The organism is Amycolatopsis deserti (assembly GCF_014653945.1).
GTDB lineage: Bacteria > Actinomycetota > Actinomycetes > Mycobacteriales > Pseudonocardiaceae > Amycolatopsis_E > Amycolatopsis_E deserti.
The window spans coordinates 484,232-508,562 of sequence record NZ_BNAU01000002.1; the positions used below are offsets into that span (position 1 = coordinate 484,232).

26 protein-coding genes are annotated in these 24,331 nt (G+C 72.3%); 11 read left to right on the plus strand and 15 right to left on the minus strand.

Annotation, left to right across the window (positions count from 1 at the left end; all coding sequences use genetic code 11):
* The first annotated feature begins 1 nt into the window (after nt 1).
* The 6 genes from IE290_RS10775 (at nt 2) to IE290_RS10800 (ending at nt 4,973) form a co-directional block, all read left to right on the plus strand.
* Nucleotides 2-964, plus strand: a complete 963-nt coding sequence (locus tag IE290_RS10775) for a thiamine pyrophosphate-dependent dehydrogenase E1 component subunit alpha (RefSeq protein WP_191244406.1) — start codon at nt 2-4, stop codon at nt 962-964.
* On the plus strand, nt 961-1,962 hold the full coding sequence (locus tag IE290_RS10780; RefSeq protein WP_191244407.1) for an alpha-ketoacid dehydrogenase subunit beta: 1,002 nt from the start codon (nt 961-963) through the stop codon (nt 1,960-1,962). The genes IE290_RS10775 and IE290_RS10780 overlap by 4 nt, the downstream gene beginning before the upstream one ends.
* Nucleotides 1,962-3,044: a dihydrolipoamide acetyltransferase family protein gene (locus IE290_RS10785; RefSeq protein WP_191244408.1), complete on the plus strand. Its 1,083-nt coding sequence runs from the start codon at nt 1,962-1,964 to the stop codon at nt 3,042-3,044. The genes IE290_RS10780 and IE290_RS10785 overlap by 1 nt, the downstream gene beginning before the upstream one ends.
* Nucleotides 3,041-3,769 (plus strand): IspD/TarI family cytidylyltransferase, encoded by a 729-nt coding sequence (locus IE290_RS10790; protein ID WP_191244409.1) that lies wholly within the window; start codon nt 3,041-3,043, stop codon nt 3,767-3,769. The genes IE290_RS10785 and IE290_RS10790 overlap by 4 nt, the downstream gene beginning before the upstream one ends.
* Nucleotides 3,770-3,776: 7 nt before the next feature.
* Complete coding sequence (locus IE290_RS10795) at nt 3,777-4,100, plus strand: hypothetical protein (protein ID WP_191244410.1); 324 nt, start codon at nt 3,777-3,779, stop codon at nt 4,098-4,100.
* Nucleotides 4,101-4,178: 78 nt separating this feature from the next.
* Entirely contained in the window at nt 4,179-4,973 is a 795-nt protein-coding gene (locus tag IE290_RS10800; RefSeq protein ID WP_191244411.1) for an IclR family transcriptional regulator, read from the plus strand.
* On the opposite strand, the gene IE290_RS10805 is transcribed toward IE290_RS10800, so the two are convergent.
* The 9 genes from IE290_RS10805 to IE290_RS10845 all read right to left on the minus strand — a co-directional run bounded on the left by IE290_RS10805 (nt 4,970) and on the right by IE290_RS10845 (nt 12,058).
* Complete coding sequence (locus IE290_RS10805; RefSeq protein ID WP_191244412.1) at nt 4,970-5,701, minus strand: SDR family oxidoreductase; 732 nt, start codon at nt 5,699-5,701, stop codon at nt 4,970-4,972. The genes IE290_RS10800 and IE290_RS10805 overlap by 4 nt on opposite strands.
* Entirely contained in the window at nt 5,698-6,579 is an 882-nt protein-coding gene (locus IE290_RS10810) for a beta-keto acid cleavage family enzyme (RefSeq protein WP_191244413.1), read from the minus strand. Before IE290_RS10810 ends, IE290_RS10805 begins: the two co-directional genes overlap by 4 nt.
* Entirely contained in the window at nt 6,576-6,980 is a 405-nt protein-coding gene (locus IE290_RS10815; protein ID WP_229874392.1) for a hypothetical protein, read from the minus strand. The genes IE290_RS10810 and IE290_RS10815 overlap by 4 nt, the downstream gene beginning before the upstream one ends.
* Nucleotides 6,974-7,399 (minus strand): hypothetical protein, encoded by a 426-nt coding sequence (locus tag IE290_RS10820; protein ID WP_229874393.1) that lies wholly within the window; start codon nt 7,397-7,399, stop codon nt 6,974-6,976. Before IE290_RS10820 ends, IE290_RS10815 begins: the two co-directional genes overlap by 7 nt.
* Nucleotides 7,383-8,288 carry a beta-keto acid cleavage family enzyme gene (locus IE290_RS10825; RefSeq protein ID WP_191244414.1) on the minus strand — a complete coding sequence of 302 codons (906 nt, stop codon included), beginning with the start codon at nt 8,286-8,288 and terminating at the stop codon, nt 7,383-7,385. The genes IE290_RS10820 and IE290_RS10825 overlap by 17 nt, the downstream gene beginning before the upstream one ends.
* On the minus strand, nt 8,285-9,034 hold the full coding sequence (locus tag IE290_RS10830; RefSeq protein WP_191244415.1) for an SDR family NAD(P)-dependent oxidoreductase: 750 nt from the start codon (nt 9,032-9,034) through the stop codon (nt 8,285-8,287). The genes IE290_RS10825 and IE290_RS10830 overlap by 4 nt, the downstream gene beginning before the upstream one ends.
* Nucleotides 9,031-9,585, minus strand: a complete 555-nt coding sequence (locus IE290_RS10835) for a VOC family protein (RefSeq protein ID WP_191244416.1) — start codon at nt 9,583-9,585, stop codon at nt 9,031-9,033. The genes IE290_RS10830 and IE290_RS10835 overlap by 4 nt, the downstream gene beginning before the upstream one ends.
* Nucleotides 9,582-10,856: an MFS transporter gene (locus IE290_RS10840; RefSeq protein WP_229874394.1), complete on the minus strand. Its 1,275-nt coding sequence runs from the start codon at nt 10,854-10,856 to the stop codon at nt 9,582-9,584. Before IE290_RS10840 ends, IE290_RS10835 begins: the two co-directional genes overlap by 4 nt.
* Nucleotides 10,857-11,053: 197 nt before the next feature.
* Complete coding sequence (locus tag IE290_RS10845) at nt 11,054-12,058, minus strand: MFS transporter (protein ID WP_308431352.1); 1,005 nt, start codon at nt 12,056-12,058, stop codon at nt 11,054-11,056.
* A gap of 122 nt (nt 12,059-12,180) precedes the next feature.
* Here IE290_RS10845 and IE290_RS10850 point away from each other — a divergent pair, with 122 nt between their 5' ends.
* Nucleotides 12,181-13,041, plus strand: coding sequence for a polysaccharide deacetylase family protein (locus tag IE290_RS10850; protein WP_191244417.1), 861 nt, complete (start codon nt 12,181-12,183; stop codon nt 13,039-13,041).
* Between the two features lie 379 nt (nt 13,042-13,420).
* On the opposite strand, the gene IE290_RS10855 is transcribed toward IE290_RS10850, so the two are convergent.
* The 3 genes from IE290_RS10855 to IE290_RS10865 form a co-directional block, all read right to left on the minus strand.
* Nucleotides 13,421-14,020: a maleylpyruvate isomerase family mycothiol-dependent enzyme gene (locus tag IE290_RS10855; RefSeq protein WP_191244418.1), complete on the minus strand. Its 600-nt coding sequence runs from the start codon at nt 14,018-14,020 to the stop codon at nt 13,421-13,423.
* Nucleotides 14,021-14,098: 78 nt separating this feature from the next.
* Nucleotides 14,099-15,073, minus strand: coding sequence for an RNA polymerase subunit sigma-70 (locus tag IE290_RS10860; RefSeq protein WP_191244419.1), 975 nt, complete (start codon nt 15,071-15,073; stop codon nt 14,099-14,101).
* A 164-nt stretch (nt 15,074-15,237) separates the two neighbouring features.
* Nucleotides 15,238-15,564: an ArsR/SmtB family transcription factor gene (locus tag IE290_RS10865; protein ID WP_191244420.1), complete on the minus strand. Its 327-nt coding sequence runs from the start codon at nt 15,562-15,564 to the stop codon at nt 15,238-15,240.
* Between the two features lie 145 nt (nt 15,565-15,709).
* On the opposite strand from IE290_RS10865, the gene IE290_RS10870 reads away from it, so the two are divergent.
* The gene (locus IE290_RS10870; protein ID WP_191244421.1) at nt 15,710-17,146 is read left to right on the plus strand and encodes an MFS transporter; all 1,437 of its coding nucleotides are present in this window, start codon (nt 15,710-15,712) and stop codon (nt 17,144-17,146) included.
* Nucleotides 17,147-17,192: 46 nt separating this feature from the next.
* On the opposite strand, the gene IE290_RS10875 is transcribed toward IE290_RS10870, so the two are convergent.
* From IE290_RS10875 to IE290_RS10885, 3 genes are all read right to left on the minus strand, one after another.
* Complete coding sequence (locus tag IE290_RS10875) at nt 17,193-18,539, minus strand: MFS transporter (RefSeq protein WP_229874396.1); 1,347 nt, start codon at nt 18,537-18,539, stop codon at nt 17,193-17,195.
* Nucleotides 18,540-18,580: 41 nt separating this feature from the next.
* Complete coding sequence (locus tag IE290_RS10880; RefSeq protein ID WP_191244422.1) at nt 18,581-20,047, minus strand: NAD-dependent succinate-semialdehyde dehydrogenase; 1,467 nt, start codon at nt 20,045-20,047, stop codon at nt 18,581-18,583.
* 110 nt (nt 20,048-20,157) lie between these two features.
* Complete coding sequence (locus tag IE290_RS10885; protein ID WP_191244423.1) at nt 20,158-20,988, minus strand: IclR family transcriptional regulator; 831 nt, start codon at nt 20,986-20,988, stop codon at nt 20,158-20,160.
* A 154-nt stretch (nt 20,989-21,142) separates the two neighbouring features.
* Here IE290_RS10885 and fae point away from each other — a divergent pair, with 154 nt between their 5' ends.
* From fae to IE290_RS10900, 3 genes are read left to right on the plus strand one after another with little or no spacing between them, the layout of a single operon-like run.
* The gene (gene fae / locus IE290_RS10890) at nt 21,143-21,703 is read left to right on the plus strand and encodes a formaldehyde-activating enzyme (protein ID WP_191244424.1); all 561 of its coding nucleotides are present in this window, start codon (nt 21,143-21,145) and stop codon (nt 21,701-21,703) included.
* On the plus strand, nt 21,700-22,812 hold the full coding sequence (locus IE290_RS10895; RefSeq protein WP_191244425.1) for a mandelate racemase/muconate lactonizing enzyme family protein: 1,113 nt from the start codon (nt 21,700-21,702) through the stop codon (nt 22,810-22,812). Before fae ends, IE290_RS10895 begins: the two co-directional genes overlap by 4 nt.
* A complete protein-coding gene (locus IE290_RS10900; RefSeq protein WP_191244426.1) occupies nt 22,809-24,311 on the plus strand; it encodes an aldehyde dehydrogenase family protein in 1,503 nt (500 codons plus the stop codon). Before IE290_RS10895 ends, IE290_RS10900 begins: the two co-directional genes overlap by 4 nt.
* Nucleotides 24,312-24,331 lie beyond the last annotated feature (20 nt).

Genomic DNA, 24,331 nt, shown 5'->3' on the forward strand with positions numbered 1-24,331 from the left:
GATGGACCTGATCGGGAACCGTGACCTCGCCCGCCGGGCGCTGGTCACCATGTGGACGATCCGGCGGTTCGAGGAAGCCGTGGACGACCTGTTCGCGCGCGGCCTGCTGCACGGCACCATGCACCTGTCGATCGGGCAGGAGGCCGTGCCGGCCGGCGCTTGCCTGGCGCTGGCCGACGGCGACTACATCACCTCCACCCACCGCGGCCACGGCCACTGCATCGCCAAGGGCGCGCGCCTGGACGAGATGATGGCCGAACTCCTGGCGAAGGAAACCGGGTACTGCCGCGGCCGCGGCGGCTCGATGCACATCGCCGACGTGGCGACCGGCAACCTCGGCGCGAACGGCATCGTCGCCGGCGGCGTGCCCATCGCCGCGGGTGCCGGGCTGGCGGTGAAGATGCGCGGCGGGCGGGAGGTCGTGGTCAGCTTCTTCGGCGACGGCGCGGTCAACGAGGGCGCCTGGCACGAGGGGGTCAACCTGGCCGCGATCTGGGACCTGCCGGTGGTGTTCGTGTGCGAGAACAACCACTACGGCATGTCGATGCCGGTCAGCCGGGCGTTCCGGGTCAAGCAGCTGTCCGAACGCGCCGCCGCCTACGGCATCCCCGGCGTCACGGTGGACGGCAACGACCCGCAGGCGGTGCACGACGCGGTGGCCGACGCGGTCACCCGCGCACGGGCGGGCGAGGGCCCGACGCTGGTCGAGGCCACGACCTACCGCTGGAAGGGGCATTCCAAGAGCGACAAGAACCTCTACCGCACCCGCGAAGAGATCGAGCAGTGGCGCGAACGCGACCCGATCGCGCGGTTCGAACAGCGGGTCGCGCACACGTTGGGCGAGCACGAGATCCAGGCCTGCCGGGACGAGGCGCGCGAGGCGGTGCGGGCGGCGATCCGGGCCGCCAACGCCGCACCGGACGCCTCGGCGGACTCGCTGACCGAGGCGGTGTACGCGAAATGACGGCAGTGACGGAGACTCGCACGCTCACCTACGCCGAGGCGGTGCGCGAAGCGCTCGCCCAGGCGATGGAAGCCGATGATCGGGTGTTCCTGCTGGGTGAGGACGTCGGCACCTACGGCGGCGCGTTCGGGGTCACCGGTGATCTCGTGCACCGCTTCGGCGAGGAGCGGATCCGGGACACGCCGATCAGCGAACTGGGCATCGTGGGCGCCGCGGTGGGGGCCGCGCTCGCCGGGATGCGGCCGATCGTGGAGATCCAGTTCTCCGACTTCACCGCGCAGGCCATGGACCAGATCGTCAACCAGGCCGCGAAGATCCACTTCATGCTGGGCGGTGCGGCGACCGTCCCGATGGTGTTGCGGGCGCCCACCGGCTCCGGCACCGGCGCCGCGGCGCAGCACTCGCAAAGCCTGGAGGCGTGGTTCGCGCACGTGCCGGGGCTGAAGGTGGTCATGCCGGCCACCCCGGCCGACGCCAAGGCCCTGCTGCTGGCCGCCATCGACGACCCGAACCCGGTGATCGTGCTGGAGCACAAGCTGCTCTACAAGCAGAGCGGGCCGGTGCCCGAAGCGGCCTCCCCCGCCCGGCTCGGCGAGGCCGCGGTCCGGCGGACCGGCGCCGACCTGACCATCGTGGCCACCGGCGTGATGGTGCCGCGTGCGCTGGAAGCCGCGGACGAGCTGGCCGGGAACGGCATCGAGGCGTCGGTGATCGACCCGCGCACGCTCAAACCGCTCGATGCGCGGCCGATCGTGGACGACGTGATCCGCACCGGCCGGGCGCTGCTCGTCCAGGAGGCCCCGAAGACGGCGGGGTTCATGGCCGAGATCGCCGCGACCATCGGGGAGTCGCCCGCGTTCGGGCACCTGCGCGCGCCGATCGCCCGGCTGTGCGGGCTCGACGTGCCGATCCCCTACGCGCCGCAGCTGGAACGCGCCGCGGTGCCGCAGACCGGCGACATCGTGCGGGAGGCGACGGAACTGGTGCGGAGGTGGTGATGAAGGAAGCGCCGCTGGTCATGCCGAAGATGTCCATGACCATGACCGAGGGGACGCTCGTCACCTGGCACAAGGCCGAGGGCGACGAGGTGCGCGCCGGCGAGGTCGTGTGCGAGGTGACCACCGACAAGGTGGACATGGAGGTCGAGGCGACCGCCGACGGCACCCTGGTGCGGATCGTCGCGCAGCCGGAGGACGTCGTCGCGGTGGGCGAACCGATCGCCTACCTCGCCACCACGGCCGACGACCTGCTGGACGGGCTCTTCGACACGCCCGCGCCGGAGCCCGTCCCCGAGTCGGAGCCAGTGCCGGAACCGGAGCCGGAACCCGTGCCCGTGGCCGTGACGGCGGGACCGGCGCGGGTCGCCGCCGTCCCGGCCGCGCGGCGCGCCGCGGCCGAACGCGGGATCGACCTCGCCACGATCACGCCCACGGGTCCGGCGGCCACGATCCGGCTATCCGACCTCCCGCCGCTGGAGGTCGGACCGCGGCGCGGCCCGCGCGCGGTGATCGCCCGGCGGATGTCGGCCAGCGCACAGGTCCCGCAGTTCGTGGTCTACCGCGACCTCGAGATGACCGCGACCGGGGGCGACTGGACCGTGGTGTTCGTGCGCGCTCTCGCGACGGCCTTGCGGCGCCACCCCGAGCTCAACGCCGAGTGGGCGGACGGCGACGTGCGGCGGCACGGCCACGTCGGTGTGGCGCTGGCCGTGGACACCCCGCGCGGGCTGCTCGCTCCGGTGCTGCGGGATCCGGATCTCGACGACGGCCTGGCCGGGCGTGTCCGCGACGTCGTCCGGCGCGCCCGGGCCGGGAAGCTCACGCTCGCCGAGATGTCGGGCGGCACGACCACCCTGTCCAACCTCGGCGGGTTCGGGGTCGACGCGTTCCACGCGCTGCTCAGTCCCCCGCAGGCGACGGCGCTGGCGGTCGGCCGGGTGCAGGAGAAGGTGGTTCCGGTGCCCGGCGGCATCGGGGTGGCGCTGCGGTGCACTGTCGGTCTCACCGTCGACCACCGGGTCGGCGATGGTGCGGACGCCGCCCGGCTGCTCACCTCACTGCAGGAGATCCTGTCCCTATGATCGGCGGCATGGCGCAACGTTCCCACGCGGCCGCGGTCGTGCTGGCCAGCGGTTCCGGGACCCGGGTCGGGGCCGACGTGAACAAGGTGTACCTGCCGCTGGCCGGGCGGCGGCTGGTGTCCTGGTCGCTGAGCGCCTTCGCCCAGGTTCCCGGCATCGGGGTGCTGGTCCTGGTGTCCCGGCCGCAGGACCACGACCTCGTCGAGTGGGTGCTGGAACGCGAGGTCGACGGCGCGGACGTGGAGGTGGTGCACGGTGGCCGGAGCAGGCAGGAGTCCGAGCTGCGGGCGTTGCGGCACCTCGCGGAACGGATCGACAGCGGCGCCGTCGACACCGTGCTCCTGCACGACGGGGCCCGCCCGCTGGCCAGCCCGGAGCTGATCGCGGGAGTCCTGCAGGCGGCCCGGCGGCACGGGGGCGCGGTGCCTGGCCTCGCGGCCGACGACATCATGGCGGTCGCGGCCGACGGGCTGGAGAACCTGCCCGCCGGCACCGCGATCCGCGCCCAGACCCCGCAGGCGTTCCACGCGCGCCCGCTGCTGGACGCCTACGAAGAGGCGGCGCGGCAACGGTTCGAGGGCACCGACACCTCGTCGGTGATGGAACGCTTCTCCGATCTCCCCATCCGCTGGGTCGCGGGAGAGCAGGAGAACATCAAGGTCACCTACGCGCACGACCTGGTGATCGCCGAGCAGGTTCTGGCCTCGGCGAACTACCGGAGATGAGGCAACGATGGACACCGTCAGGCACGCGGAACTGACCTGCTCCCGGTGCGGCACGGACACCGTGCACGAGGTGGTGTACGCCGGCCGTCTCCTGGCGCAGGTCACCTGCACCGCCTGCGGCCGGACCTTCGGCCGCGACATCCGGGGCGAGTACCTGGCCGACCTCCGCCAGCGCCTGGCGAGCAAGCCGAAGCGCATGTTGCGCCGCCTGCGCAAGGACCCGCTGCGGTTCGCCGGCTCGCTGCCGAAGACCGTGCCGGCCAAGCCGCTGGAGCTGCTGTCGGAGATCCGGGTGGTGTGGCGGTCCGGGAAGCACCGCGGCCGGCGGTGAACTCTCGAGCTGCTCGGGTTGTCTCGTTCATCGGGACACGTGCGCCGCGCGGGGCCGCCGGTGGGGCAGGATGCTCTCATGTGTCCGGCACATCGGGACGAGGGCGAGATCAGCGCCCTCGGGCGGGCCGCGCTGATCCTGAAGCAGTTCCGTGGCGCGGAGCTGCCGGTGAGCGCGGCGGCGGTCGCGCGGCGGACGGGGTTGCCGCGGGCCACGGCGCACCGGCTGTTGCGGGAGCTGGCCCGGGTCGGGCTGCTCGAGCGGGCGGGCACGGCGTTCCGCCCGGGGCTGCTGCTGTTCGAGCTGGGGCAGCTGGTTCCGCAGCCCCGCAGCCTGCACGAGGCGGCCCGCAAGCACATGGCCGTCCTGCACGAAGCGACCGGGCACAACATCGGCCTGGCGGTCGAGCAGGACGGTGAGGTGGTGCACGTCGAGATCCTGCGCGGCGAGCGCGCACCCCGGCTGCCGCTGCGCACGGGCGGCCGCTGGCCGGCCCACGCGAGCTGCTCGGGCAAGGTGATGCTCGCGTTCGGGCCCGCCGACCACCTCGACCGCACGCTGGCCAAACCGCTGAAACGACTGACCGCGCGGACGATCACCGACCCGGACGCGTTGCGGGCCGAGCTGGACCGGGTCCGCCGGGCGCGGGTGGCCTTCGACCGGCAGGAGTCGTTCCGCGACGTGACCGGGGTGGCCTCACCGGTGTTCGGCCCGGACGGCACCGTGCTGGCCGCGCTGTCGATCTCCGGTCTGGCCGGCCGCATCAACCTGTCACGGGTGGACGCCGCGGTGCGCACCACCGCGCTGGCGATCACGCGGGAGCTCGCGATGGCCGAGTCGGTGGTGCGCCCGGTGCTGGCCCCGCGCCGCTAACCGCGGCCCAGGAACGGCATCGTGGTGGCGGTCAGGGTGAGGAACTGGACGTTCGCCTCCAGCGGGAGCCCGGCCATGTAGCGGACGGCGGCGGCGACGTGGGCGGCGTCGAACGTCGGTTCCGGCCGCAGTGTCCCGTCGGCCTGGCGCGTGCCGGCCGCGATGCCCGCGGTCATCTCGGTCGCCGCGTTGCCGATGTCGATCTGCCCGCAGGCGATCCCGAACGGCCTGCCGTCCAGCGACAGCGACTTGGTCAGTCCCGTCATGGCGTGTTTCGTCGCCGTGTAGGCGATGCTGCCGGGACGCGGCGAGTGGGCCGAGACGGACCCGTTGTTGATGATCCGGCCACCGCGCGGGTCCTGGCGGCGCATCACGCCGAAGGCCGCCCGCGCGCAGAGGAAGGCGCCGGTCAGGTTGATGTCCACACAGGACAGCCACTCCGCCACCGGGATCTCGTCCGGCGGGCCGGAGGGGCCGAACACCCCGGCGTTGTTGACCAGCAGGTCGACCCGGCCCCAGGTGGCGGTGACGCGGTCGAACAGCTCGCCGACCGAGTCCGGGTCGGACACGTCGGTCGGCACGGCGAGGCCGTCCGGGGCGGTTTCCGCCAGCGGGCCGGCCCGGCGCCCGGCCAGCGCGACCCGGTAGCCGTCGGCGAGCAGGGCCCGCGCGATCACCCGCCCGAGGCCGCTGCCGGCGCCGGTGACCACCGCGACCGGCGCGCTCATGCCGCCTCCCCCAGACCGAGCAGCGCGCGGGCCTGCGCCGGGGTGGCGGGCTCGCACCCGTGGTCCCGGATGACCTCGACCACCCGCTCGACCTGTTCCAGGTTGGTCATCGGCCTGCCGTCGGCGTCGAACGGGCTGTCCTCGATGCCGACGCGGACGTGCCCGCCGAGTTCGAGCGCGTGCACCAGGCCGGGCAGCGGGTCCGGTCCGCACACGGTGGCGGAGAAGACCGCGCCCGCGGGCAGCAGGCCGACCAGCCCGCGCAGGATCGCGGGCGTGTACGGCAGGGCGTTCTGGAACGTCTCGTGCTGGTTGAGCACGAAGTTCACCACGTACGGCGCGCGGTCGAACTCGATCAGCGCGGGCATGTCCACCACCAGGTGCGCGGGGTTGAACACCTCCCACTCGGGTTTCACGCCCGCCTCCTGCAACGCCGCCGCCAGCCGCCGCGCGAACCAGCGCGGGGTGCTCATCAGCGTCTCGCCGTCCGGCCCGCTCACGTACGCGGTGATCGTGTCCAGCGTGCACGTGTCGGCCCCGACCCGGGCCCCGGCGAGACGCTGGTCGTGGTCGACGACGGCGCCGTACTCGGTGTCACGCACCATGTCCCCGTTGAGCCCGCCGCCGGTGGAGTTGTTGATGACGACGTCGCAGCGGTCGCGCACCAGCTCGTTGATCTCCTGGTAGACGGCGGGGTCGCAGGTGGCCGCGTCGTCGGGGCGGCGCGCGTGCAGGGCGGCGACGCTCGCGCCCGCCGCCGCGCAGCGTGCCACGTCCTCGGCGATCCGCTCGGGCTGGGTGGGCACGTGCGGGTGCTGCGCGGGGGTCAGCATCCCGCCGGTCGGCGCGACGGTGACGATCACCGGACGCCCGGTCACGCCGCCACCTCCTCGAGCAGGCGGGTGATCGCGCTCCGCAGCGGGTCCCCCACCCGCAGCCCGGCCCGGAGCCCGGCTTCGTTGACGTGCGTCAGCACGCCGTTGTCCCACATGTCGCGGCCGTCGCTGATGCGCGCGGTCAGGTGGCCGACCGTCGCGCCCGGCACGCCCGCCTCGTCCATGACCGCCAGGCCCGCGATGCCGGCGTCGTCCTTGCCGCGTCCGGCGTCGTTGAACACCGCGCACGCGCACCCGCTCAGCACGGCGATCCGCCCCGACTCCACGCCGCCGTTGGACGCGGCGACGATGATCTGGCCGCGGTCGGCGTGCTCGGCCTGGGACATGCTGTCCAGCAGCACCACCCGCCGCCCGCCCCGCTCGGCGACCGTCGTCCTCAGCACGGCACACCCCTCGCCGCGAGCCTGGTGAACGCCGCCGACAGCGGTTCGCCGACCCGGATCCCGGCGGCCAGGGCGGTCGCGTTGGCGTAGCTGACGATCCCGTTCGCCCAGGTGTCGTGCCCGTCGCCGATCCGGGCGGTGTCGTGGCCGACGGCGACGCCGACGACGCCGTCCAGCGCCGCCAGGCCCGCCACCCCGGCCCCGTCCTTGCCGATCCCGGCGTCGTTGCAGGCCACGGCGGCGACCCCGCACCGGCGGGCGTACTCGCCCGCGCTGGTTCCGCCGTGGGATCCGGTCACGATCGCCTGCCCGGCGTGCTCGCCGGTGGCGAAGGCGATGGAGTCCATCACCGCCACCGACAGCCCGCCGAGGCGCAGGACCGTGCGGACCGGTCCACTGTGGTCATCGACCACCCGCATGGAGGTCGCTCCTTTCCGGTTGTGTGACGCCGAGGATGCGCCGCGCGTCGTCGGGGGTCGCGATGGGCCGTCCCGCCCGCCGGGCGACCGCGGCGACGTGCTCGACGAGTTCGGCGTTGGTGGGACAGCCGCGTGCGGTGTGCGGGTGGTCGCCGACGCCGACGGTGATGTGCCCACCCAGGCGCACGATCTCCTCGGCCAGTTCGAGGATGTCGGCGCGGTGCGCGGACACGATCCAGGCCAGGCCGTCGTGCCGCGGCAGGAAGTCCAGGTGCGCGCGCAGGCCGGCGACCGTCGCGGGATGGGCGGCGAGGAACTCGGGCCCGCCGAGCACGAACTGCACCACCGCCGGCCCGGGCACCTCCCCGGCGGCCAGGTGCGCGGCGATCGTCCTGGTCCAGCCGACGGTGAACGACGCCAGCCACGGCGTCAGGCCGTGCCGGCGGGCGCAGGCGAACAACGCCCGGTGCGTCGCGGTGTCGTTGACGAACACCTTGTCGTCCGTGCGGAACCGCGCCCGCGCCGGATCCCACAGGTCCATGATCGCGCAGCCCATGTCGATGGTCAGGAAGTCCGGGCGCGCGTCCCCGGCCGTCTCGGTGACCGGCGCGAGCCTGCGCTCCAGCGGGAAGCCCGGGCCGTTGGCCAGCGACGGGGCGAGCAGGACGTCGCACCGCTGCCGGATCAGGCGGGAGGTCTCGGCGTAGCGCTCGGGGCTGTGGTCGGGTGCCCCGTCGTCGGTCCGGGCGTGGTAGTGCACCGCCGTCGCCCCGGCGGCCGCGCAGGCCGCGACGTCCGCGGCGATCTCGCCGGGTGTCCACGGGACGTGCGGGTTGTCCTCGCGCATCATGTTCTCGTTCGGGTTGACCCCGATCACCAGCGGTGTCATGAATCCTCTCCCGTTCGCCAGCCGGGGCCGGCCGTCTGCCCGCCGTCCACGCACCAGGTCTGGCCCGTGACGAACGCCGATTCGTCCCCGGCGAGGAACGCGATCACCGCCGCGACCTCACCGGGCTGTGCGTAGCGGCCCAGCGGGATCGCGGCCAGCACGGCGTCGCGGACGGCCGGCGGGTGCGCCACCCGCACCAGCGGGGTGTCGGTGGCGCCCGGCGCCACGCAGTTGGCGCGGATGCCGGCGGGACCGAGTTCGGCGGCGAGCACCTGGGTCAGGGCGACGACACCGCCCTTCGACGCGGCGTAGGCGGCCCGCTGCTGCCCGCCGCGCAGACCCGACACCGACGAGATGGTGATCAAAGAACCCCCGGTGCCGCGGCGCAGCATCCGCCGAGCGGCGGCGCGGCAGACGAGGAACGTGCCGGTCAGGTTGACCTCCAGCGAGTGCCGGAAGTCGGCCGCGGACGTCTCGGCCGCCGCGGCGTTGCGGACCATCCCGGCGCAGGTGACGACGGCGCCGAGCCCGTCGCCGAGGTCGTCGGCGACGGCGACGATCCGGCCGGCCTGGTCCTCGTCGGTGACGTCCGCGGTCACCGGCACGATGCGGTCGTCCGCGGGCAGTTTCGCGAGCGCCGCGGCGTCGCGGTCGGCGGCCACGACGTGCCAGCCGTCGCGGTGCAGACGGCCGACGGTCGCCAGACCGATCCCGGAGGCTCCCCCGGTGACCACGGCGGACCTCACGACGCCCCGCCCAGCAGGGAGCGCATGTCCCGCACCGGGTCGGTGCCGTCCCAGCCCTCGGCCGCGGCCGCCACCGCGCGGAACAACCGGCCCTTGGCGCCGCGGGTCTCGGACAGTTCGATCATGGTGCCGGGGTGGTGCTCGGCGGTGAAGTACACGAACCGCTCGTCCGGGGCCCCGCTGCCGGAACACCCCTCCTGCAGGACGGTCAGGCCGCGCCGGGCCGCGTCCCGCATCGCCGCGTCGAACTCGTCGGTCCAGAAGGCGATGTGCTGCAAGCCTTCCCGGCCCGAGCGGGCGAACTCGCCGAACACCGACGGCGCGTCGTCCAGCGGCTGGATCAGCTCGATCTGGATCCCACCGCTCTGGGCGAGCGCGACACTGATGCGCGCGTCGCTGGGTTCGCCGCGGAAGCGGAATCCGGTGAGCGGCTGGTCGTCGATCACGAAGAACGGGCCCACGCCGATCACCTCGGTCCAGTGCCGCACCGCCCGCCGCAGGTCCCGCACGACGTAGCCGTTCTGCCGGATGGGCCCGAACGCGCCGCTCATCGCGCCACCGCCCGGCTGGTGAGCCGCTTGAGGCCGAGGATGACCAGCGCGGCCACCGCCATCGCCGCGCCGAACGAGCCGATCGCGAGACCGTAGCCGCCGGTGGCGTCCTTGAGCAGCCCGGCGACCTGCGGTCCGAAGTAGCCGCCGAGGTTGCCCAGGCCGTTGATCACGCCGAAGCCGGCCGCGAGCGCGGCGCCGGTGAGGAAGCTCGCCGGGATGGTGATGAAGATGCCCATCGCCGTGTAGAGGCCGATGCCGGCGACGCAGAACCCGGCGATCGCGACGACCGGGGTGGCCAGCGACAGCGCGGCGATCGCGAACCCGGCGGCGGCCACGAGCGCGGCCGCGCAGAAGTGCCGCCCCCGCTCCCGCGTCCGGTCGGAGTGGCGCATCCACCACAGCATCGGGCCGATCGCCAGCAGCGGCGGCAGCGCGGCCACCCAGCCGACGGCGTGCGTGCCGAGGCCGAAGCTCTTGAGCATCTGCGCGATCCACAGCTGGTAGCCGTTGAGGCTGAAGGTCACGCAGACGAACACCAGCACCAGCAGCAACACCCGCGGTTCAGCGAGGCCGCGCCGGAACGCGCGCGGCCCATGCCCGACGGCGCCCTTGGCCTCGTCGGCGAGCACCTTCGTCAGCCAGTCCCGCTCCGGGGCGGACAGGAACCCGGCGTCGGCGGGGGTGTCCCGCAGCCGCTTGAGGCACACGAACGCCAGGACCACCGCGGGAATCCCGGTCACGATGAAGATCCACCGCCAGCCGGACAGGCCGAGGAAGCCGTGCAGGCCCAGCAGGTGGGTCATCAGCGGGGTGCCCAGGCCGGAGATGCAGATGAACGTGACGATCCAGGACATCGCCGCACCCCGGCGGGCGTTGGGGTACCAGCGGGAGACGAAGTACAGCATGCCCGGCGAGAAACCCGCCTCGGCGACCCCGAGCAGCACCCGCATGATCGTCAGGCTCGTCTCGCCCTGCACGAAGGCGGTTCCGATGGTGACCAGTCCCCAGGTCACCATGATCCGGGAGATCCACTTGCGAGCGCCCACTTTGGACAACACCCAGTTGCTGGGCGGTTCCAGGAGCGTGTAGCTCCAGAAGTAGATCCCCGCGGCGAACCCGTAGGCGGTCGCGGAAATGCCCAGCTCGCTGTTCATCGTCAGCGCCGCGACGCCGATGTTGAGCCGGTCCAGGTACAGCACGATGTAGCACAGGCCGATCAACGGGAGGAAGTGCCGCGTGACCTTGCGCAGCACTGCGTCGCCGTCCACCGGGGACACCGGTGACGATCCGGGGGCCACACTGCCGGTCCGGTTGTGTCCGAGCACAGTATCCACCTCGATACATGCCGCAGGAGTGGTTGAGCGCGCGCAGCGGTCATCATGAGCGCCGCCGCCGCGCGGCTCAACGGCCCCGGCTCATTGATCGAGACATCGGGTGCTGCTCGCCGGACCGGCCGTGGCCGCGCCTACGGCTTGGTGGAGACGAACTCGATCGCGCGGGTTTCCTTCGCCATCGACACCCCGATGATCGTCAGGACCGCGGCGATGACCATGTAGGTCGCGAGCGGCCAGATCGACTGGGCCCAGGCGAACAGGGCCGCCGCGAGGAACGGCGTGGGGCCGCTGAAGAGCATGCTGCCGATCTGGTAGCCGACGGCGGAACCGGTGTAGCGGAGCCGGGTTTCGAACAGTTCCAGCAGGAAGCTGGCCTCCGGGCCGTAGAGCAGGGCGTGCAGGACCGAGATGGCGAGGACCAGCGCGATGAGGCAGGGCACGAACTGCCCGGTGCCCAGCAGCCAGAAGATCGGGAACGCCAGCAGGACGGTCAGCACCGCCCCGGCGATCAGGACCGGGCGGCGGCCGAACCGGTCGGCCAGGATCGCGGCCAGCGGGATGGTCACGATCTGCAGCGCGGCGGCGACGATCAGGGCGAGCAGCACGGCCCCGCTGCCCGCGCCGCGCTCGGCGGCGTACTTCAGGCCGAAGACCGACGCCATGTAGAACACCACGCTGTTGCCGGCGTGCGCCAGCAGCGCGATCAGGATCGACTTCTTCGCGGTCTTCACCAGCTCGACGGCCGGGAACTTCGCGACCTCACCGCGTTCCCGCACCGCGCGGAAGGCCGGCGACTCGTCGATGCGCAGCCGCACGTAGAGACCGATCCCGACCAGGATCGCGCTGGCGAGGAACGGCAGGCGCCAGCCCCAGCTCATCATGGCGGCTTCGGGCATCAGTCCCACGAAGTAGAAGACCGCCGAGGACAGGACCAGCCCCGCCGGGATCCCGACCTGGGGCCAGCTGCTGAAGAACGCGCGTTTGCTCGCCGGCGCGTGCTCGGCCGCCAGCAGGACCGCGCCGCTCCACTCCCCGCCCACGGCGAGGCCCTGCAGCATGCGGCTGACCACCAGCAGGACCGGGGCCCAGATGCCGATCTGCGCGGAACCTTCCAGCGGTCCGAGCGCGACCGGTATCCGCTTCCCCTCCCGTCACTTCCGTGACACTCAACGTCTGACATTTGGCTTTCTGCAGCGAGCGCGGTCACACTTCCGGTGGTTTGACCTTCACACTGGTGTGAACGTTGCACCCTGACCGCATGAGCCTCGAACTCTTCGACTACCAGCCGATCACCGAACGGGAGCCCATCGCCTGGCCGAACGGGGCCCGTCTCGCGTTCTACGTCGGTCTCAACATCGAGCACTTCCACGTCGACAAGCCGTCCACCAGCATCTGGGCGTCCACGAACACGCTGGTGCCGGACGCGCTCAACTACGGCTGGCGCGACTACGGCCTGCGCGTCGGCATCTGGCGGGTCATCGACATCCTGGACCGGCACGGCATCCGCGCGTCGGCGTTGCTCAACTCGGAGGTCGCGCAGCACTACCCGCAGGTGATCGAGGCGGGCCGGGCCCGGGACTGGGCGTGGCTCGTGCACGGGCAGACCAACTCGCGGCTGCACGCGAACCTCGAGATCGACGAGGAGCGGGCGATCCTCACCGACGCGGTCACCACGATCGAGAAGGCGACCGGGCAGCGGCCGAAGGGCTGGATGGGCCCGGGCCTGACGGAAACGTTCCACACGCCGCGGCTGCTGTCCGAACTCGGCCTGAGCTACGTGCTGGACTGGACCAACGACGACCAGCCGTACCGGTTGAACGTGCCCGGCATGCTCAGCGTGCCGTACACGCTCGAAGTCAACGACCTGCTTATGTTCATCACCCAGGGGCTCACCGGTCCGGAGGTGCTGCAGATCATCAAGGACCAGTTCGACCAGCTCTACGCCGACTCCGCGAGCGGTGGCCGCGTCATGGCGCTGCCGCTGCACCCGTTCGTGATCGGCCAGCCGTTCCGCGCCCGCTACCTCGACGAGGCGCTGGCGTACATCGCCAGCCACGACGACGTGTGGCTCACCACGAGCGACGAGATCGCCGAGCACTACGCGCGAACGACCGCCTGAGACAACGGAAAACGGCCCGGCAGCGCCGGATCACGGCCCCGTCCCGCACCCGCGGGGCGGGGCCGTTGCCCGGTGATGCTAGGGCCGCCAGCAGCACCAACAGCGCGCAGCGTCGCCGACCATCCAGACACGACGACCACACCGATCAACCCGATCCCGGGCTCGGCCGCGGATGCGCGGGCCACGGGTGGCGTGCTCGAGCAGGCAGGTACTGCACGCTCACCGCATCAGTTGACCGCCCACGGCGCGACGGCCGCGACCGCCTTGTCCGCGGCCGCGCCGTCGGTACTGTCGTGGCCGAACACGGCGCGGGTCTTCTGTTCCAGCAGGAGACCCGCGCACCTCTCTCGTGCCCAAGCGTCGTCACGAGGTGAGCCTCTCACTTCGTTCGGATCGACAGCGGGCGTCGCCCGGTGATGGTCAGCAGGATGTCCTTGACCGGCATCTCAACCGGCTCTCCGTCACCGATCCGGACATCGGCGTCGGTACCCCGCAGCTGGATGCCCGCCAGATCGACGCCGAAGTAGGAGAGGCTGCGCGGTGTGGCGTTCGCCAGGACCAGAGCGATTCGCTCGACCGGCGGCGATGGCAGACCCAACGGCTCGGTGATGTCCAAGCCGTGGATGGTGTCGTGGCTCAGCGCGCCGGCGGGGCCCCCGCCCGGCGGCTGCCAGGGGCTGGCGATGTTGGCCCGCAGGACGGCCAGCAGTTCGGCCCCGGACATCCGGGCAGCGTCCCTACGGGCCGCCCGGTCGGCGTACCGGTTGAACGAGAAGCCGGCCGCGGCCAGCCCCACCACCACCCTGGGCAGGCTCGTACGGAACGGCATGGTGATGTGCGCGACGACCTCACGCACCCGCCAGCCCCGGCACAGGGACGGACTGTCCCACTCGTCGTCCTGCAGGCCAGCAAGGAGACCGGCCAGTCGCTCCCGCTCGGCGCGGACGTGCGGCGTGAGGTCTGTCTGGGTCGGTGACATGAACGAAAGCCTCCGGTGGTAGCCGATGTGTCGCCTCTTGTACGACCGGCAGCAGTCGGACTCATCGGTCCCCGGGGATCAGGTTTCGAGTATCTCCGGCAGACCGAACTCCGCGAAGCGGTCACCGCAGCCCAGGAACGTCACGATCTCGCTGATCCGCCCGCCTCGGAACTCGATCACCAACAGCGCGAACGGCACTAGCGCGCCGTTCGGGTCCGGCCGGTACTGGCCGAGCGTCCAACACCCGTTGACCAACGCACCCGGGACGAGACGGTCCTCGGCACAGGCGTCCGTCCCGGTCATCGCGGCGCCGATTCGGGCCGGCCCGTCCAGCCACCACGCAAACGGCGGCATGCCGGATCGGACATCGTCGGCCAGCACCTCGAGCAGCGTGGGCACGTCGTGCGCCTGAAAAGCGTGTATGTAGCGCTGGAGCAGGTCACGATGAGTCCTGTCGTCCAGGTCCGGTGGGTCGGCCGGGCGCGGCCGATGCTCCAACAGCGTGGCCCTGGCCCGCTGCAGCGCACTGTTCACCGCGGCCACCGACATCTCCATGACCTCGGCGGCTTCCGTGGCGGCGAACCCGAGGACATCCCGCAACACCAACACCGCACGCTGGCGCGGCGGCAACCACTGCAGCGCTGCGATGAAGGCAAGGCGCAGCGTCTCATGCCGGACCGCGAGGGTGGCCGGGTCAACGGTGTCCGCAAGACGAGAGTCCGCCAACGGCTCGACCCACCGCGTTGGTGGGAGCGGGATACCGATGTCCGAGCCGGACGCGGCCGGCCCCATGTCCCAGGGCAACGCTCGGCGCTGCGCGCCGCGCAGCATGTCCACGCAAACATTTGTGGCGATCCGGTGCACCCAGGTCGACAACCCGGCGCGATCCGGGTCATAGCTGTCGATCGCCCGCAGCGCTCGCAGCATCGTCTCCTGTACGGCGTCTTCTACGTCGCTGGCGGACCCGAGGATGCGGTAGCAGTAACCGGTCAGGGGGCCCCGCAACCGCTCCAGGCTCGTCGCCAGGGAATCACGCTCGCCGCGTACCACCACGGCGTCAGTCTCCCATGCGTACCGCAGGTACGGACACCAAACCGGTTGTGTCGGTGCCAGGCAGCCCTGACGACGAGCGTGACGGGCACGACCGATCCACGAGGTAACAACACCAGCCTCGAACGGCCATCGGGTTTACGCGCGGGCGGGGCCGTCGTACTGGGTCAGGAACCCGCCTCGTCGGTGCGGGCTCCGGCCAGCACGGCGTCCAGCAGGCCCGGGTAGCGCGCGTCCAGGTCGTCGCGGCGGAGGGTCAGCAGGTTTTCCCGCCCGGAGGGCTCCTGGATGATCACGCCGCTGTCCCGCAGCACCCGCCAGTGGTGGGTCATCGTCGACTTGGCCGGGATCCCCAGCTCGGTCAGCACGCTGGTGCAGTTGTGCTCGCCGCCGCCGGCGAGCACGCGGACGGCGGCCAGCCGCACCGGGTGGCCCAGCGCCGACAGCACGCCGTCGATGCGGATCTGCTCACGCTCCGGGTGACGGTACCTCACGGTACTACCGTACACCGACTTTCGAACAATCAACGGACCCCGCTTGCACCACAGTACGATCGTACGTAATTATTCGTACAGTCGTACCGCGGATGGGCCGACGACGTCCCTCCGTTCCCCTCCGATCCGGAAGGTGTCCTCTCGCATGTCCGCTGTTCCCCGACAGCCCGCCGCACGGCGGACGGGCTGGATCCTGGTCCTGCTGGCGCTCGCGCAACTGATCTACGCCCTGGACCTCAACATCGTGTTCGTCGCCCTCCCCGAGATCGGCGCGGAGCTGGGCTTCCCCGGCCAGACCCAGCAGCTGGTGGTCAGCGCCTACGTCGTGTTCGCCGGCGGGTTCCTGCTCTTCGGCGGCCGGGCCGCCGACCTGCTGGGCCGCCGCCGGGTCTTCGTGTTCGCCCTGGCCCTCTACGCGGTCTCGTCGCTGGCCGGCGGCCTCGCGCCAAGCCCGGCCACGATCATCGTCGCCCGTGCGGTGCAGGGGATCGGCGGCGCGCTGCTGCTGCCGTCCACCCTGTCGCTGATCAACACGTTGTTCCCGGAGGGGCCGCAGCGCAACCGGGCACTGGCCGTCTGGGGCGGCGCGGGCGCCAGCGGATTGACCATCGGGGCGCTGCTGGGCGGTGTGCTCACCGAGAACTTCGGCTGGCCCGCCGTCTTCTACGTCAACGTCCCGCTGGCCGGCCTCGTGGCGCTGGCCGCGCTGGCGGTGATCCCGCGCGACCCGGCGGGCGGGCCGAAGCGCCGCTTCGACCTCCCCGGTTCGCTGACCGTCACCGGCGGCGCCACGCTGCTCGTGTTCGCCCTCGTCCAGGGGCCCGAGCAGGGCTGGGGCAGCTCACTGGTGATCGGCGCGTTCGTGCTGGCCGCCGTGCTGCTGGTGGCGTTCGCGGTGATCGAACGGCGCAGCGCCGACCCGCTCATGCCGTTCCGGCTGTTCACCAACCGCAGCCTGACGATGGGCATGACCGTCACGTTCATCTACATGGCGACATTCGGCGTGCTGCCCTACTTCCTGACCGTGCTGATGCAGAGCGTGCACGGCTACAGCGCACTGGAGACCGGGCTCGCGTTCCTGGTGCCCTCGCTGGCGATCGCGACCGGGACCCAGCTCGGTGAGCGGCTCACCACCCGCATCGGCCTGCGCACCACGCTGATCATCGGCTTCGCGGTCGGCGTCGTCGGCACGGCGGCGATGGCGATCGGGTTCGACGCCGGCGCCGGTTACGGCGTGCTGGTGCCGGGTCTCGTCGTGTCCGGCGTCGGCCAGGGCGTGGTGTGGACCGCGATGTGGATCGCCGCCGCCACCGGCACCGCCGCGCACGAGCAGGGCGTCGCCAACGGAATCGCCTCCACAGCGCTGAACATCGGCAACGCGATCGGCCTGGCGGTGTTCACCGCGCTCGCCGACATCGGCACCGAAGGGGCGACGGGTGAGGCCCTGCGCACGGCCACCGCGGACGGCGAGTTCTTCGTCGTGCTGCTGACCGCCGCCGGCATGGTCGTCGGGCTGCTGGTCAGCCTCGCCCTGCCGCGCGCCCGTGCCGCGGCTCCGGTGGAACCGGTCGCCGCGGCGTGACCGCACCGGGCAGGGCGAGCTCGTCGCCCTGCCCGGTGTCCCCCGCCTACCGGTTGCCTGCCTCGGTCGCCGCGCGGGCGGCGTGGCTCAGTTCGAGCCCGGCGGTTTCCGGGGCGAGGAAGTGCGAGAGCAGGCCGCCCGCGGCGAGCACGCCCGCCCCGATCAGCATCGTCGGCCCCACGCCGAGGTGCGTGAGCGTCACCGGGAGCAGGAAGGTGCCGATCGCCGCGCCGACCCGGCTCATCGCGGTGGCGAACCCGACGCCGGTCGTGCGGATCGCGGTCGGGAACACCTCCAGCGGGTAGACCGCGGTCAGCGCGCTGGACGCGGCGTTGAGGAAGGCGAACACGAGGAAGCACGCGACGACCACGACGATCGGCGCCGTGGGCCAGAACCCGATCAGCGCCAGCGCCGCCGCGGTGATCCAGAACGGCGGGATCAGCAGCCTGCGACGCCCGATCCGCTCGACCAGCAGGCATCCCGCGGCCACGCCGAGGACCGCGAGCGCGTTGCTGGCCAGCGAGCCGGCGAGCGCGTCGCCGAGGCCGAGGGCCTGGAGCACCTGCGGGGAGAACGTGCCGATGGCGAAGTACGGCAGCACCAGCGCCGCCCAGAACGTGCTGGCGAACACGGTGCTGCGCAGGCGGCGGCGGGTGAACAGCAGGCGCAGGCTGTTGCGCCGCTCGCCGTCGGCCAGTTCGGTGTCCACGTCGACGTCCATGCCGTAGCGGCGGATCAGCTGCTCGGCCTCCGCGCGCCTGCCCTTGCTCAGCAGCCACCGGGCCGATTCCGGGATGCCGCCGCGCAGCGCCACGCACACCAGCGCGATCAGCGTGCTGCTGCCCAGGGTCCAGCGCCAGCCGTCGTCCACATCGGACAGGGCGTAGCCGACCGCGAAGGCCAGCATGAACCCGACGTACCAGCTGACCTCGAGGCTGGCGAGCAGCCGACCGCGGTTGTGCCGGGGCGCGTACTCCGACAGCAGGGGCGCGCCGATGGCGTACTCGCCGCCGATCGCGATGCCCATCACCAGCCGGATGACGAACAGCTGCCACGCGTTGTCCACGAAGAACTGCGCGACCGAGCCGACCAGGAAGATCATCATGTCGGTGAGGAACACGATCCGCCTGCCGAAGCGGTCAGCGAACCAGCCGAACAGCGGCCCGCCGACGAAGATGCCGACCAGCGCGGAAGCGCCGATCAGCCCGGCCGTCCAGTCCGACATGTGCATGTCGGCGACGATCGCGGGCATCGCGGCGCCGATCCCGCCGAGGATGTAGCCGTCGATGCCCTGCCCCACCTGGGTGGCGAGCATCAGTTTGGTGCGCAGTCGGCGGCGGCCGCGCTCGTCGGTGACGGAGCCGCCGGTGTCGGTATCGGGCAACGCTGCCATGATCCGTCCTGTTCTCGTGGGGGAATGGGGAAAAGCGGTGGCTAGGCGGGCCAGTCCACGGCGAGGTACTTGGTTTCCAGGAAGGCGTCGATCCCTTCGCGGCCGCCCTCGCGGCCGAGCCCGGACTGCTTCACGCCGCCGAACGGCGCCGCCGGGTCGGAGATCAGACCGCGGTTGATGCCGGCCATGCCGGTCTCCAGGCGGTCGGCCAGGCGCAGGGCGCGGCCCAGGTCGCCCGAGTAGACGTAGGCGGCGAGGCCGTGCACCGAATCGTTGGCGCGAGCGAGCAGATCGGCCTCGTCGGTGAAGGTGGTGATCGGCGCGACCGGCCCGAACACCTCGGTGTGCATGATCTCCGCGTCGTCCGGGACTCCGGCGAGCACGGTCGCCGGGTGGAACCAGCCGGGTCCCTCGGGGCGCGGGCCCTGCGCGACGACGGTGGCGCCGCGGGCGACGGCGTCGGCCACCAGCCCGGCGATCTTGTCCACCGCGGCCTGGTTGATCATCGGCCCGAGGCCGACCCCGTCGGCGAGCCCGGGTCCGATCGGGACCGCGGCCATCGCCTCGCCGAGCTTGGCCGTGAACTCGCCGGCGACGTCGGCGTGCACGTAGAACCGGTTGGCGGCGATGCACACCTCGCCGCCGCCACGCATCTTGGCGTCCATCGCCCCGCGCACGGCGGCGTCCACATCGGCGTCGGCGCACACGATGAACGGGGCGTTCCCGCCGAGTTCCATCGTCACGTTGACGACGTTGTCCGCCGCCTGCCGGAGCAGGACCCGGCCGGTGGCGGTGGATCCGGTGAACGAGAACTTCCGCACCCGCTCATCCCCCAGCCACACCCCGCCCACTTCCGCGGCCCGGTCGGTGGGCAGCACGTTGCACACCCCGGCGGGCAACCCGGCCTCGGCGAGCAGCCCGACGATCGCCAGTGCGGTCAACGGGGTCTCCGGCGCGGGCTTGAGCGCCACCGAGCACCCCGCGGCCAGTGCGGGCGCGATCTTGCGGGTGGCCATCGCGGCCGGGAAGTTCCACGGGGTGACGAACGCCGCGACCCCGACCGGCTGCTTGCGCACCACGTGCCGGTAACCGCCGCCGGGCGCGTCGGCGAAGCCGGATCCGATGCGGACGGCCTCCTCGGCGAACCAGCGGAAGAACTCGGCGGCGTAGGAGACCTCGGCGAGCGCGTCGCGGTAGGCCTTGCCGTTCTCCAGGGTGATCAGCCGCGCGAGGGCCGGGGCGTGCTCGTGCATCGCGGCGAAGGCGGCGTGCAGCACCTCGGACCGGCGCCGCGGCGCGACCTCCCGCCACCGCTGGAACCCGTCCTGCGCCACCCGCAACGCGTCCCGGGCATCCTCGGCGGAGGCCGCGGACACCTCGCGGATCGGCTCGGTGGTGGCCGGGTCGAAGACCGGGAAGGTGCGCCCGTCGGTGGCGGGTAGCCATCGCCCGCCCACGAACAGGTCGCCCTCCCCCGCCGCGGCCTTGGCGATCGCGTCGATGTCCATTCTGTTCTCCTCACACCCTGACCTGGCGCGAGGGAACGTATGAGCCGGTCGCGTTGCGCGGCAAGAGATCCCGGTGTTTCGCAACCTGAGTTGCGGTGAGGACAACCGCCTCAGGTGAAGCGCCGGGACGCGGGCGGGACGGCGCGCATCCGCCAGCCCAGCTGTTCCGACACCGCCCCGGCCGCCCGCGCCGTGACCCGCCCGGCCTCGTCCAGCCGCGTGCCGAACCGGTCCTTGGGCGCGGAGACGTTCAGCGCGGCGACCACGCGCCCGCGGAAGTCCCGCACCGGCGCGGAAACCCCGACGAGGTCCTCTTCGAACTCTTCCCGGACGGCGGCGTAACCGTCTCGCTTGCTCCGCTGGATCCGCGACCACAGGTCGGGCAGCGTGCGCACCTCCGAGCGCGGGCAGTCCGCGCCGAGGTCGGCGCGCAGTCCGAACCGGACATACAGGTCGTCAGGTGTGGCGTCCTGCAACAGGACCCGGCCCGCGGACGTGCAGGGCGCGGGCACGCCCCGGCCTTCCCAGCCCTGCACGCGGAAGGAATGCCCGGACACCGACAGCAGGGTGAGCACCTGGTTGTCGCGCAGCACGCACAGGTGGACGGTCTCCTCCAGCTCACCGGACAGCGAGCGCATGACCGGTTCCGCGGCGCGCAGCAGCCGGTCCTCGACCGTGCGCGCGACCAGGGAGAACAACCGCCAGCCCAGCCGGTACTCCAGGGTGTCCGGGTCGCGCTCGACGATGCCTTCCCCGGCCAGCGCCTTCAGCGCGCGCGACACCTGGCTCTTCTCCCGGCCGACCAGCTGCGCCAGGCGGACCACGCCGAGACCGCCGGCGTGCTGGGCCTCCTCCGACGCCAGCGCCTCGAGCAGGTCGATGTCCCGGCGCAGGCCATGCCCCTGGTTGCGCGCACCCGCACCGGTGCCCTCCGAACTCACGGCGGTAGCGTAAACCAGCGGAAACGGCGCTGGTCACGCCCGGAGTTGCCGCCAGCGCAACCGACGTTGCGATCATCCGGAACTCCTTGCCGCCCGCCGCCCCGGCTCCTTACCGTTCGGCTGCGTAACACCATCCGCCACTTCTGGAGTTCCCATGACTTTCGCGCCTGCAGCGCTGGTCGGCGAGTCGTTCGTCGGCACGGGCGTCGACGCCGCGCACACCAACATCGTGGTGGGGCGCAAGGGCGGGCCCGTGGAGACCGCCTGGGCGACCGCGCTGGCCACCCCGAGTGCCGGGCACGTGCCGTTCGTGGCCGTGCTGCGGCCCGGGGTGCCGGTCAAGCCGCTGACGTTGTTCGTCACCAAGGCGGCCGCCTCCGGCGATCTGCACGAGCGGGCCACCTGGGGCTCGGCTCAGGCCGGGCTGGCGCAGGGCGTCGCCGACGCGGTCGAGCACGGGCTGATCCCGGCCGCCGAGGCGGACGACCTGCTGATCATCGCCGCGATCTGGGTCAACCCCGGCGTGGCCGACCTCGACGAGTCCTTCCGCAACCAGCGGGCGGCCGCGTTCGGCGCGATCCGCGCGGCCGTGGCCGGCACGCCGACTCCGGCCGAGGTGCGGGAGGCGGCGCGGGCCGGCGCGGCCAACCCGTTCTACCAGCCCGATGCCGCCCTGCTCGCCGAGTCCGCGCCCGCCCGGGAGACCGCCCGATGAAGATCACCGACATCACGCTCGACCGGCTGCGGCTCGAGCTGGACCCGCCGCTGCGCGCGGCGTGGGATCCCGAGCCGCGGCGGCACTTCGACGCCACGATCGTCCGCGTCCACACCGACGAGGGGATCACCGGCATCGGCTCCGGCGACACCATGGACGGGTTCGAGGCGTTCCGGGACCTGTTCCTGGGCACCGACCCGCTGGACATCGTGCGGCACGTGAAGGCGATCGAAACCGCCAACTTCCACGGCGGCCACTACTGGCCGCTGGAGGTCGCGCTCTGGGACATCATCGGCAAGACCGCCGGCCTGCCGGTCGCCGCGCTGTTCGGCAACGCGGCCCGGTCCCTGCCCGCCTACGCCTCCAGCGCCGAGCTCAAGTCGCCGGAGGAGCGAGTGGAAACCGCCCTGAAGGCGCGCGCGGCCGGGTTCCGGGCGATCAAGATCCGCATCGACCGCGACCGGGTGGCCGACGGCATCGCCGCGGTGGAGGCGGTGCGCACCGCGCTCGGCCCGGACTTCGAGATCATGGTCGACCTCAACCAGTCCTGGCGGATGGCCGGCGACACCGCGGACGCCTCGGACCTGGTGAAGACGCGCCGGATCGTGCGCAGGCTGGCCGAGCTGGACGTGTTCTGGGTCGAGGAACCGTTGCCGTACGCCGATCTGGACGGCTTCCGGGTGCTGCGGGCGGACAACCCGGGCGTGCGGATCGCCGCGGGCGAGATGCACCACTCGGTGCCGGAGCTGCTGCGGTACCTGGAACACGACGTGCTGGACGTCTACCAGATGGACGTCGTGCTGGCGGTGGGCATGCACCGCGCCCGCACCCTCGCCGAGCTGGCGCAGCTCAAGCACCGGCAGTTCACGCCGCACAGCTGGACCAACGGCATCGGCGTGCTGGCGAACCTGCACGTCGCCGCCGGGGTCGGGGGCGGGCCGTACTTCGAGTTCCCGTTCGACCCGCCGGGCTGGACGCCGGAGCGGCGCGACTTCATGCTCACCGCACCGGTGATGATCAACGCCGCCGGTGAGCTGGAAGTCCCACAGGCGCCGGGCCTCGGCGTCGAACTCGACGAGGACGCCGTGCGGCGGTGGAGGATCCGATGACCGCGCAGCGGGACCACGCGGGGTGGCTGGCCGCCGCCGAGCGGATCACCTTCGAGACCCGGCCGTTCATCGACGGCGCCTTCACCGACGCGCTCTCCGGCGAGGTGTTCACCTCGACCTCCCCGCGCGACGGCAGGGTCCTCACCGAGGTCCAGGCCGGCGGCGCGGAGGACGTCGACCGTGCGGTGCGCGCGGCGCGGGCCGCGTTCGACGACGCCCGGTGGCGCGGCCTGCCGCCCAAGGAGCGCAAGCGGATCATGCTGCGGTGGGCGGAATCGATCACCGCGCACGCCGAAGAACTCGCCCTGCTCGACACGCTCGAGATGGGCAAACCGGTGACCGAGGCGCTGCGCGTGGACGTGGGCAAGACGGCGGAGACCATCGCCTGGTACGCCGAGACGATCGACAAGACCTACGGCGAGGTCGCGCCCGCGCCCGGGGACGCGCTGGCGTTCATCACGCGCGAGCCGCTCGGGGTGATCGGCGCGGTCGTGCCGTGGAACTACGCCCTGCTGATCGCGTCCTGGAAACTCGGGCCGGCGCTGGCGACCGGGAATTCGGTGGTGCTCAAACCGGCCGAGCAGACGTCCCTGGCCGCGCTGCTGCTGGCGCGGCTCGCGCACGAGGCCGGGCTGCCCGCCGGGGTGCTCAACGTGGTGCCCGGCCGGGGTGAGGTCGCCGGGCAGGCGCTGGGCAGGCACCCGGGCGTGGACAAGATCGCGTTCACCGGCTCGGCCGAGGTCGCGCGGCGCTTCCAGGTGTATTCCGGGGAGTCCAACGGCAAGCAGGTCGCCGTCGAGGCGGGCGGCAAGTCGCCGCAGCTGGTGCTGCCGGACGCCGACATCCCGGCGGCCGCGTCCGCGGTCGCGTGGGGCATCTTCTACAACGCGGGCCAGACCTGCAACGCCGGGTCCCGGCTCATCGTGCACCGCGCGGTGAAGGACCGGTTGCTCGACGAGATCGTCAAGATCACGCGGGAGACCTTCCGGGTGGGCGATCCGCTGGACCCGGCCACCGTGATGGGCCCGATCGTGGACGAGACGCAGCTGCGGCGCGTCCTCGGCTACCTGGACACCGCGCGGGCCGAGGGGGCCGAGACGGTGCTCGGCGGGCAGCGGATCCTCGCCGAAACGGGCGGGACCTTCCTGGAGCCGACCATTGTGGACGGTGTGTCCAACGACATGACCGTGGCCCGCGAGGAGATCTTCGGCCCGGTGCTGTCGGTGATCACCTTCGACGGGGACGCCGAAGACGGCGCGCGGCTGGCGAACGACTCCGACTTCGGCCTGGTCGCGTCGGTGTGGACGCGGGACGTGACGACCGCGCACCGCGTGGCGCGGATACTGCGGGCCGGCACCGTCTGGATCAACACCTTCGACGCCAGCGACGTGATCACCCCGTTCGGCGGGTTCAAAGCGACCGGGGCGGGCCGGGACAAGTCCCTGCACGCGCTGGACGCCTACACCGCGCTCAAGACCACCTGGGTCGACCTGTCCTGACGGTCGGCTCTTCGAACCAG

Excerpts from the sequence above, each read along its gene's own strand:
- IE290_RS10850 (WP_191244417.1), top strand. The coding sequence starts at position 12,181 with ATGAGCCTCGAACTCTTCGACTACCAGCCGATCACCGAACGGGAGCCC.
- IE290_RS10800 (WP_191244411.1), top strand. The coding sequence starts at position 4,179 with ATGTGTCCGGCACATCGGGACGAGGGCGAGATCAGCGCCCTCGGGCGG.
- IE290_RS10790 (WP_191244409.1), top strand. The coding sequence starts at position 3,041 with ATGATCGGCGGCATGGCGCAACGTTCCCACGCGGCCGCGGTCGTGCTG.
- IE290_RS10775 (WP_191244406.1), top strand. The coding sequence starts at position 2 with ATGGACCTGATCGGGAACCGTGACCTCGCCCGCCGGGCGCTGGTCACC.
- IE290_RS10835 (WP_191244416.1), bottom strand. The coding sequence starts at position 9,585 with ATGAGCGGCGCGTTCGGGCCCATCCGGCAGAACGGCTACGTCGTGCGG.
- IE290_RS10880 (WP_191244422.1), bottom strand. The coding sequence starts at position 20,047 with ATGGACATCGACGCGATCGCCAAGGCCGCGGCGGGGGAGGGCGACCTG.
- IE290_RS10870 (WP_191244421.1), top strand. The coding sequence starts at position 15,710 with ATGTCCGCTGTTCCCCGACAGCCCGCCGCACGGCGGACGGGCTGGATC.
- IE290_RS10785 (WP_191244408.1), top strand. The coding sequence starts at position 1,962 with ATGAAGGAAGCGCCGCTGGTCATGCCGAAGATGTCCATGACCATGACC.
- IE290_RS10895 (WP_191244425.1), top strand. The coding sequence starts at position 21,700 with ATGAAGATCACCGACATCACGCTCGACCGGCTGCGGCTCGAGCTGGAC.
- IE290_RS10875 (WP_229874396.1), bottom strand. The coding sequence starts at position 18,539 with ATGGCAGCGTTGCCCGATACCGACACCGGCGGCTCCGTCACCGACGAG.
- IE290_RS10805 (WP_191244412.1), bottom strand. The coding sequence starts at position 5,701 with ATGAGCGCGCCGGTCGCGGTGGTCACCGGCGCCGGCAGCGGCCTCGGG.
- fae (WP_191244424.1), top strand. The coding sequence starts at position 21,143 with ATGACTTTCGCGCCTGCAGCGCTGGTCGGCGAGTCGTTCGTCGGCACG.
- IE290_RS10900 (WP_191244426.1), top strand. The coding sequence starts at position 22,809 with ATGACCGCGCAGCGGGACCACGCGGGGTGGCTGGCCGCCGCCGAGCGG.
- IE290_RS10825 (WP_191244414.1), bottom strand. The coding sequence starts at position 8,288 with ATGACACCGCTGGTGATCGGGGTCAACCCGAACGAGAACATGATGCGC.
- IE290_RS10855 (WP_191244418.1), bottom strand. The coding sequence starts at position 14,020 with ATGTCACCGACCCAGACAGACCTCACGCCGCACGTCCGCGCCGAGCGG.
- IE290_RS10780 (WP_191244407.1), top strand. The coding sequence starts at position 961 with ATGACGGCAGTGACGGAGACTCGCACGCTCACCTACGCCGAGGCGGTG.
- IE290_RS10795 (WP_191244410.1), top strand. The coding sequence starts at position 3,777 with ATGGACACCGTCAGGCACGCGGAACTGACCTGCTCCCGGTGCGGCACG.
- IE290_RS10820 (WP_229874393.1), bottom strand. The coding sequence starts at position 7,399 with ATGCGGGTGGTCGATGACCACAGTGGACCGGTCCGCACGGTCCTGCGC.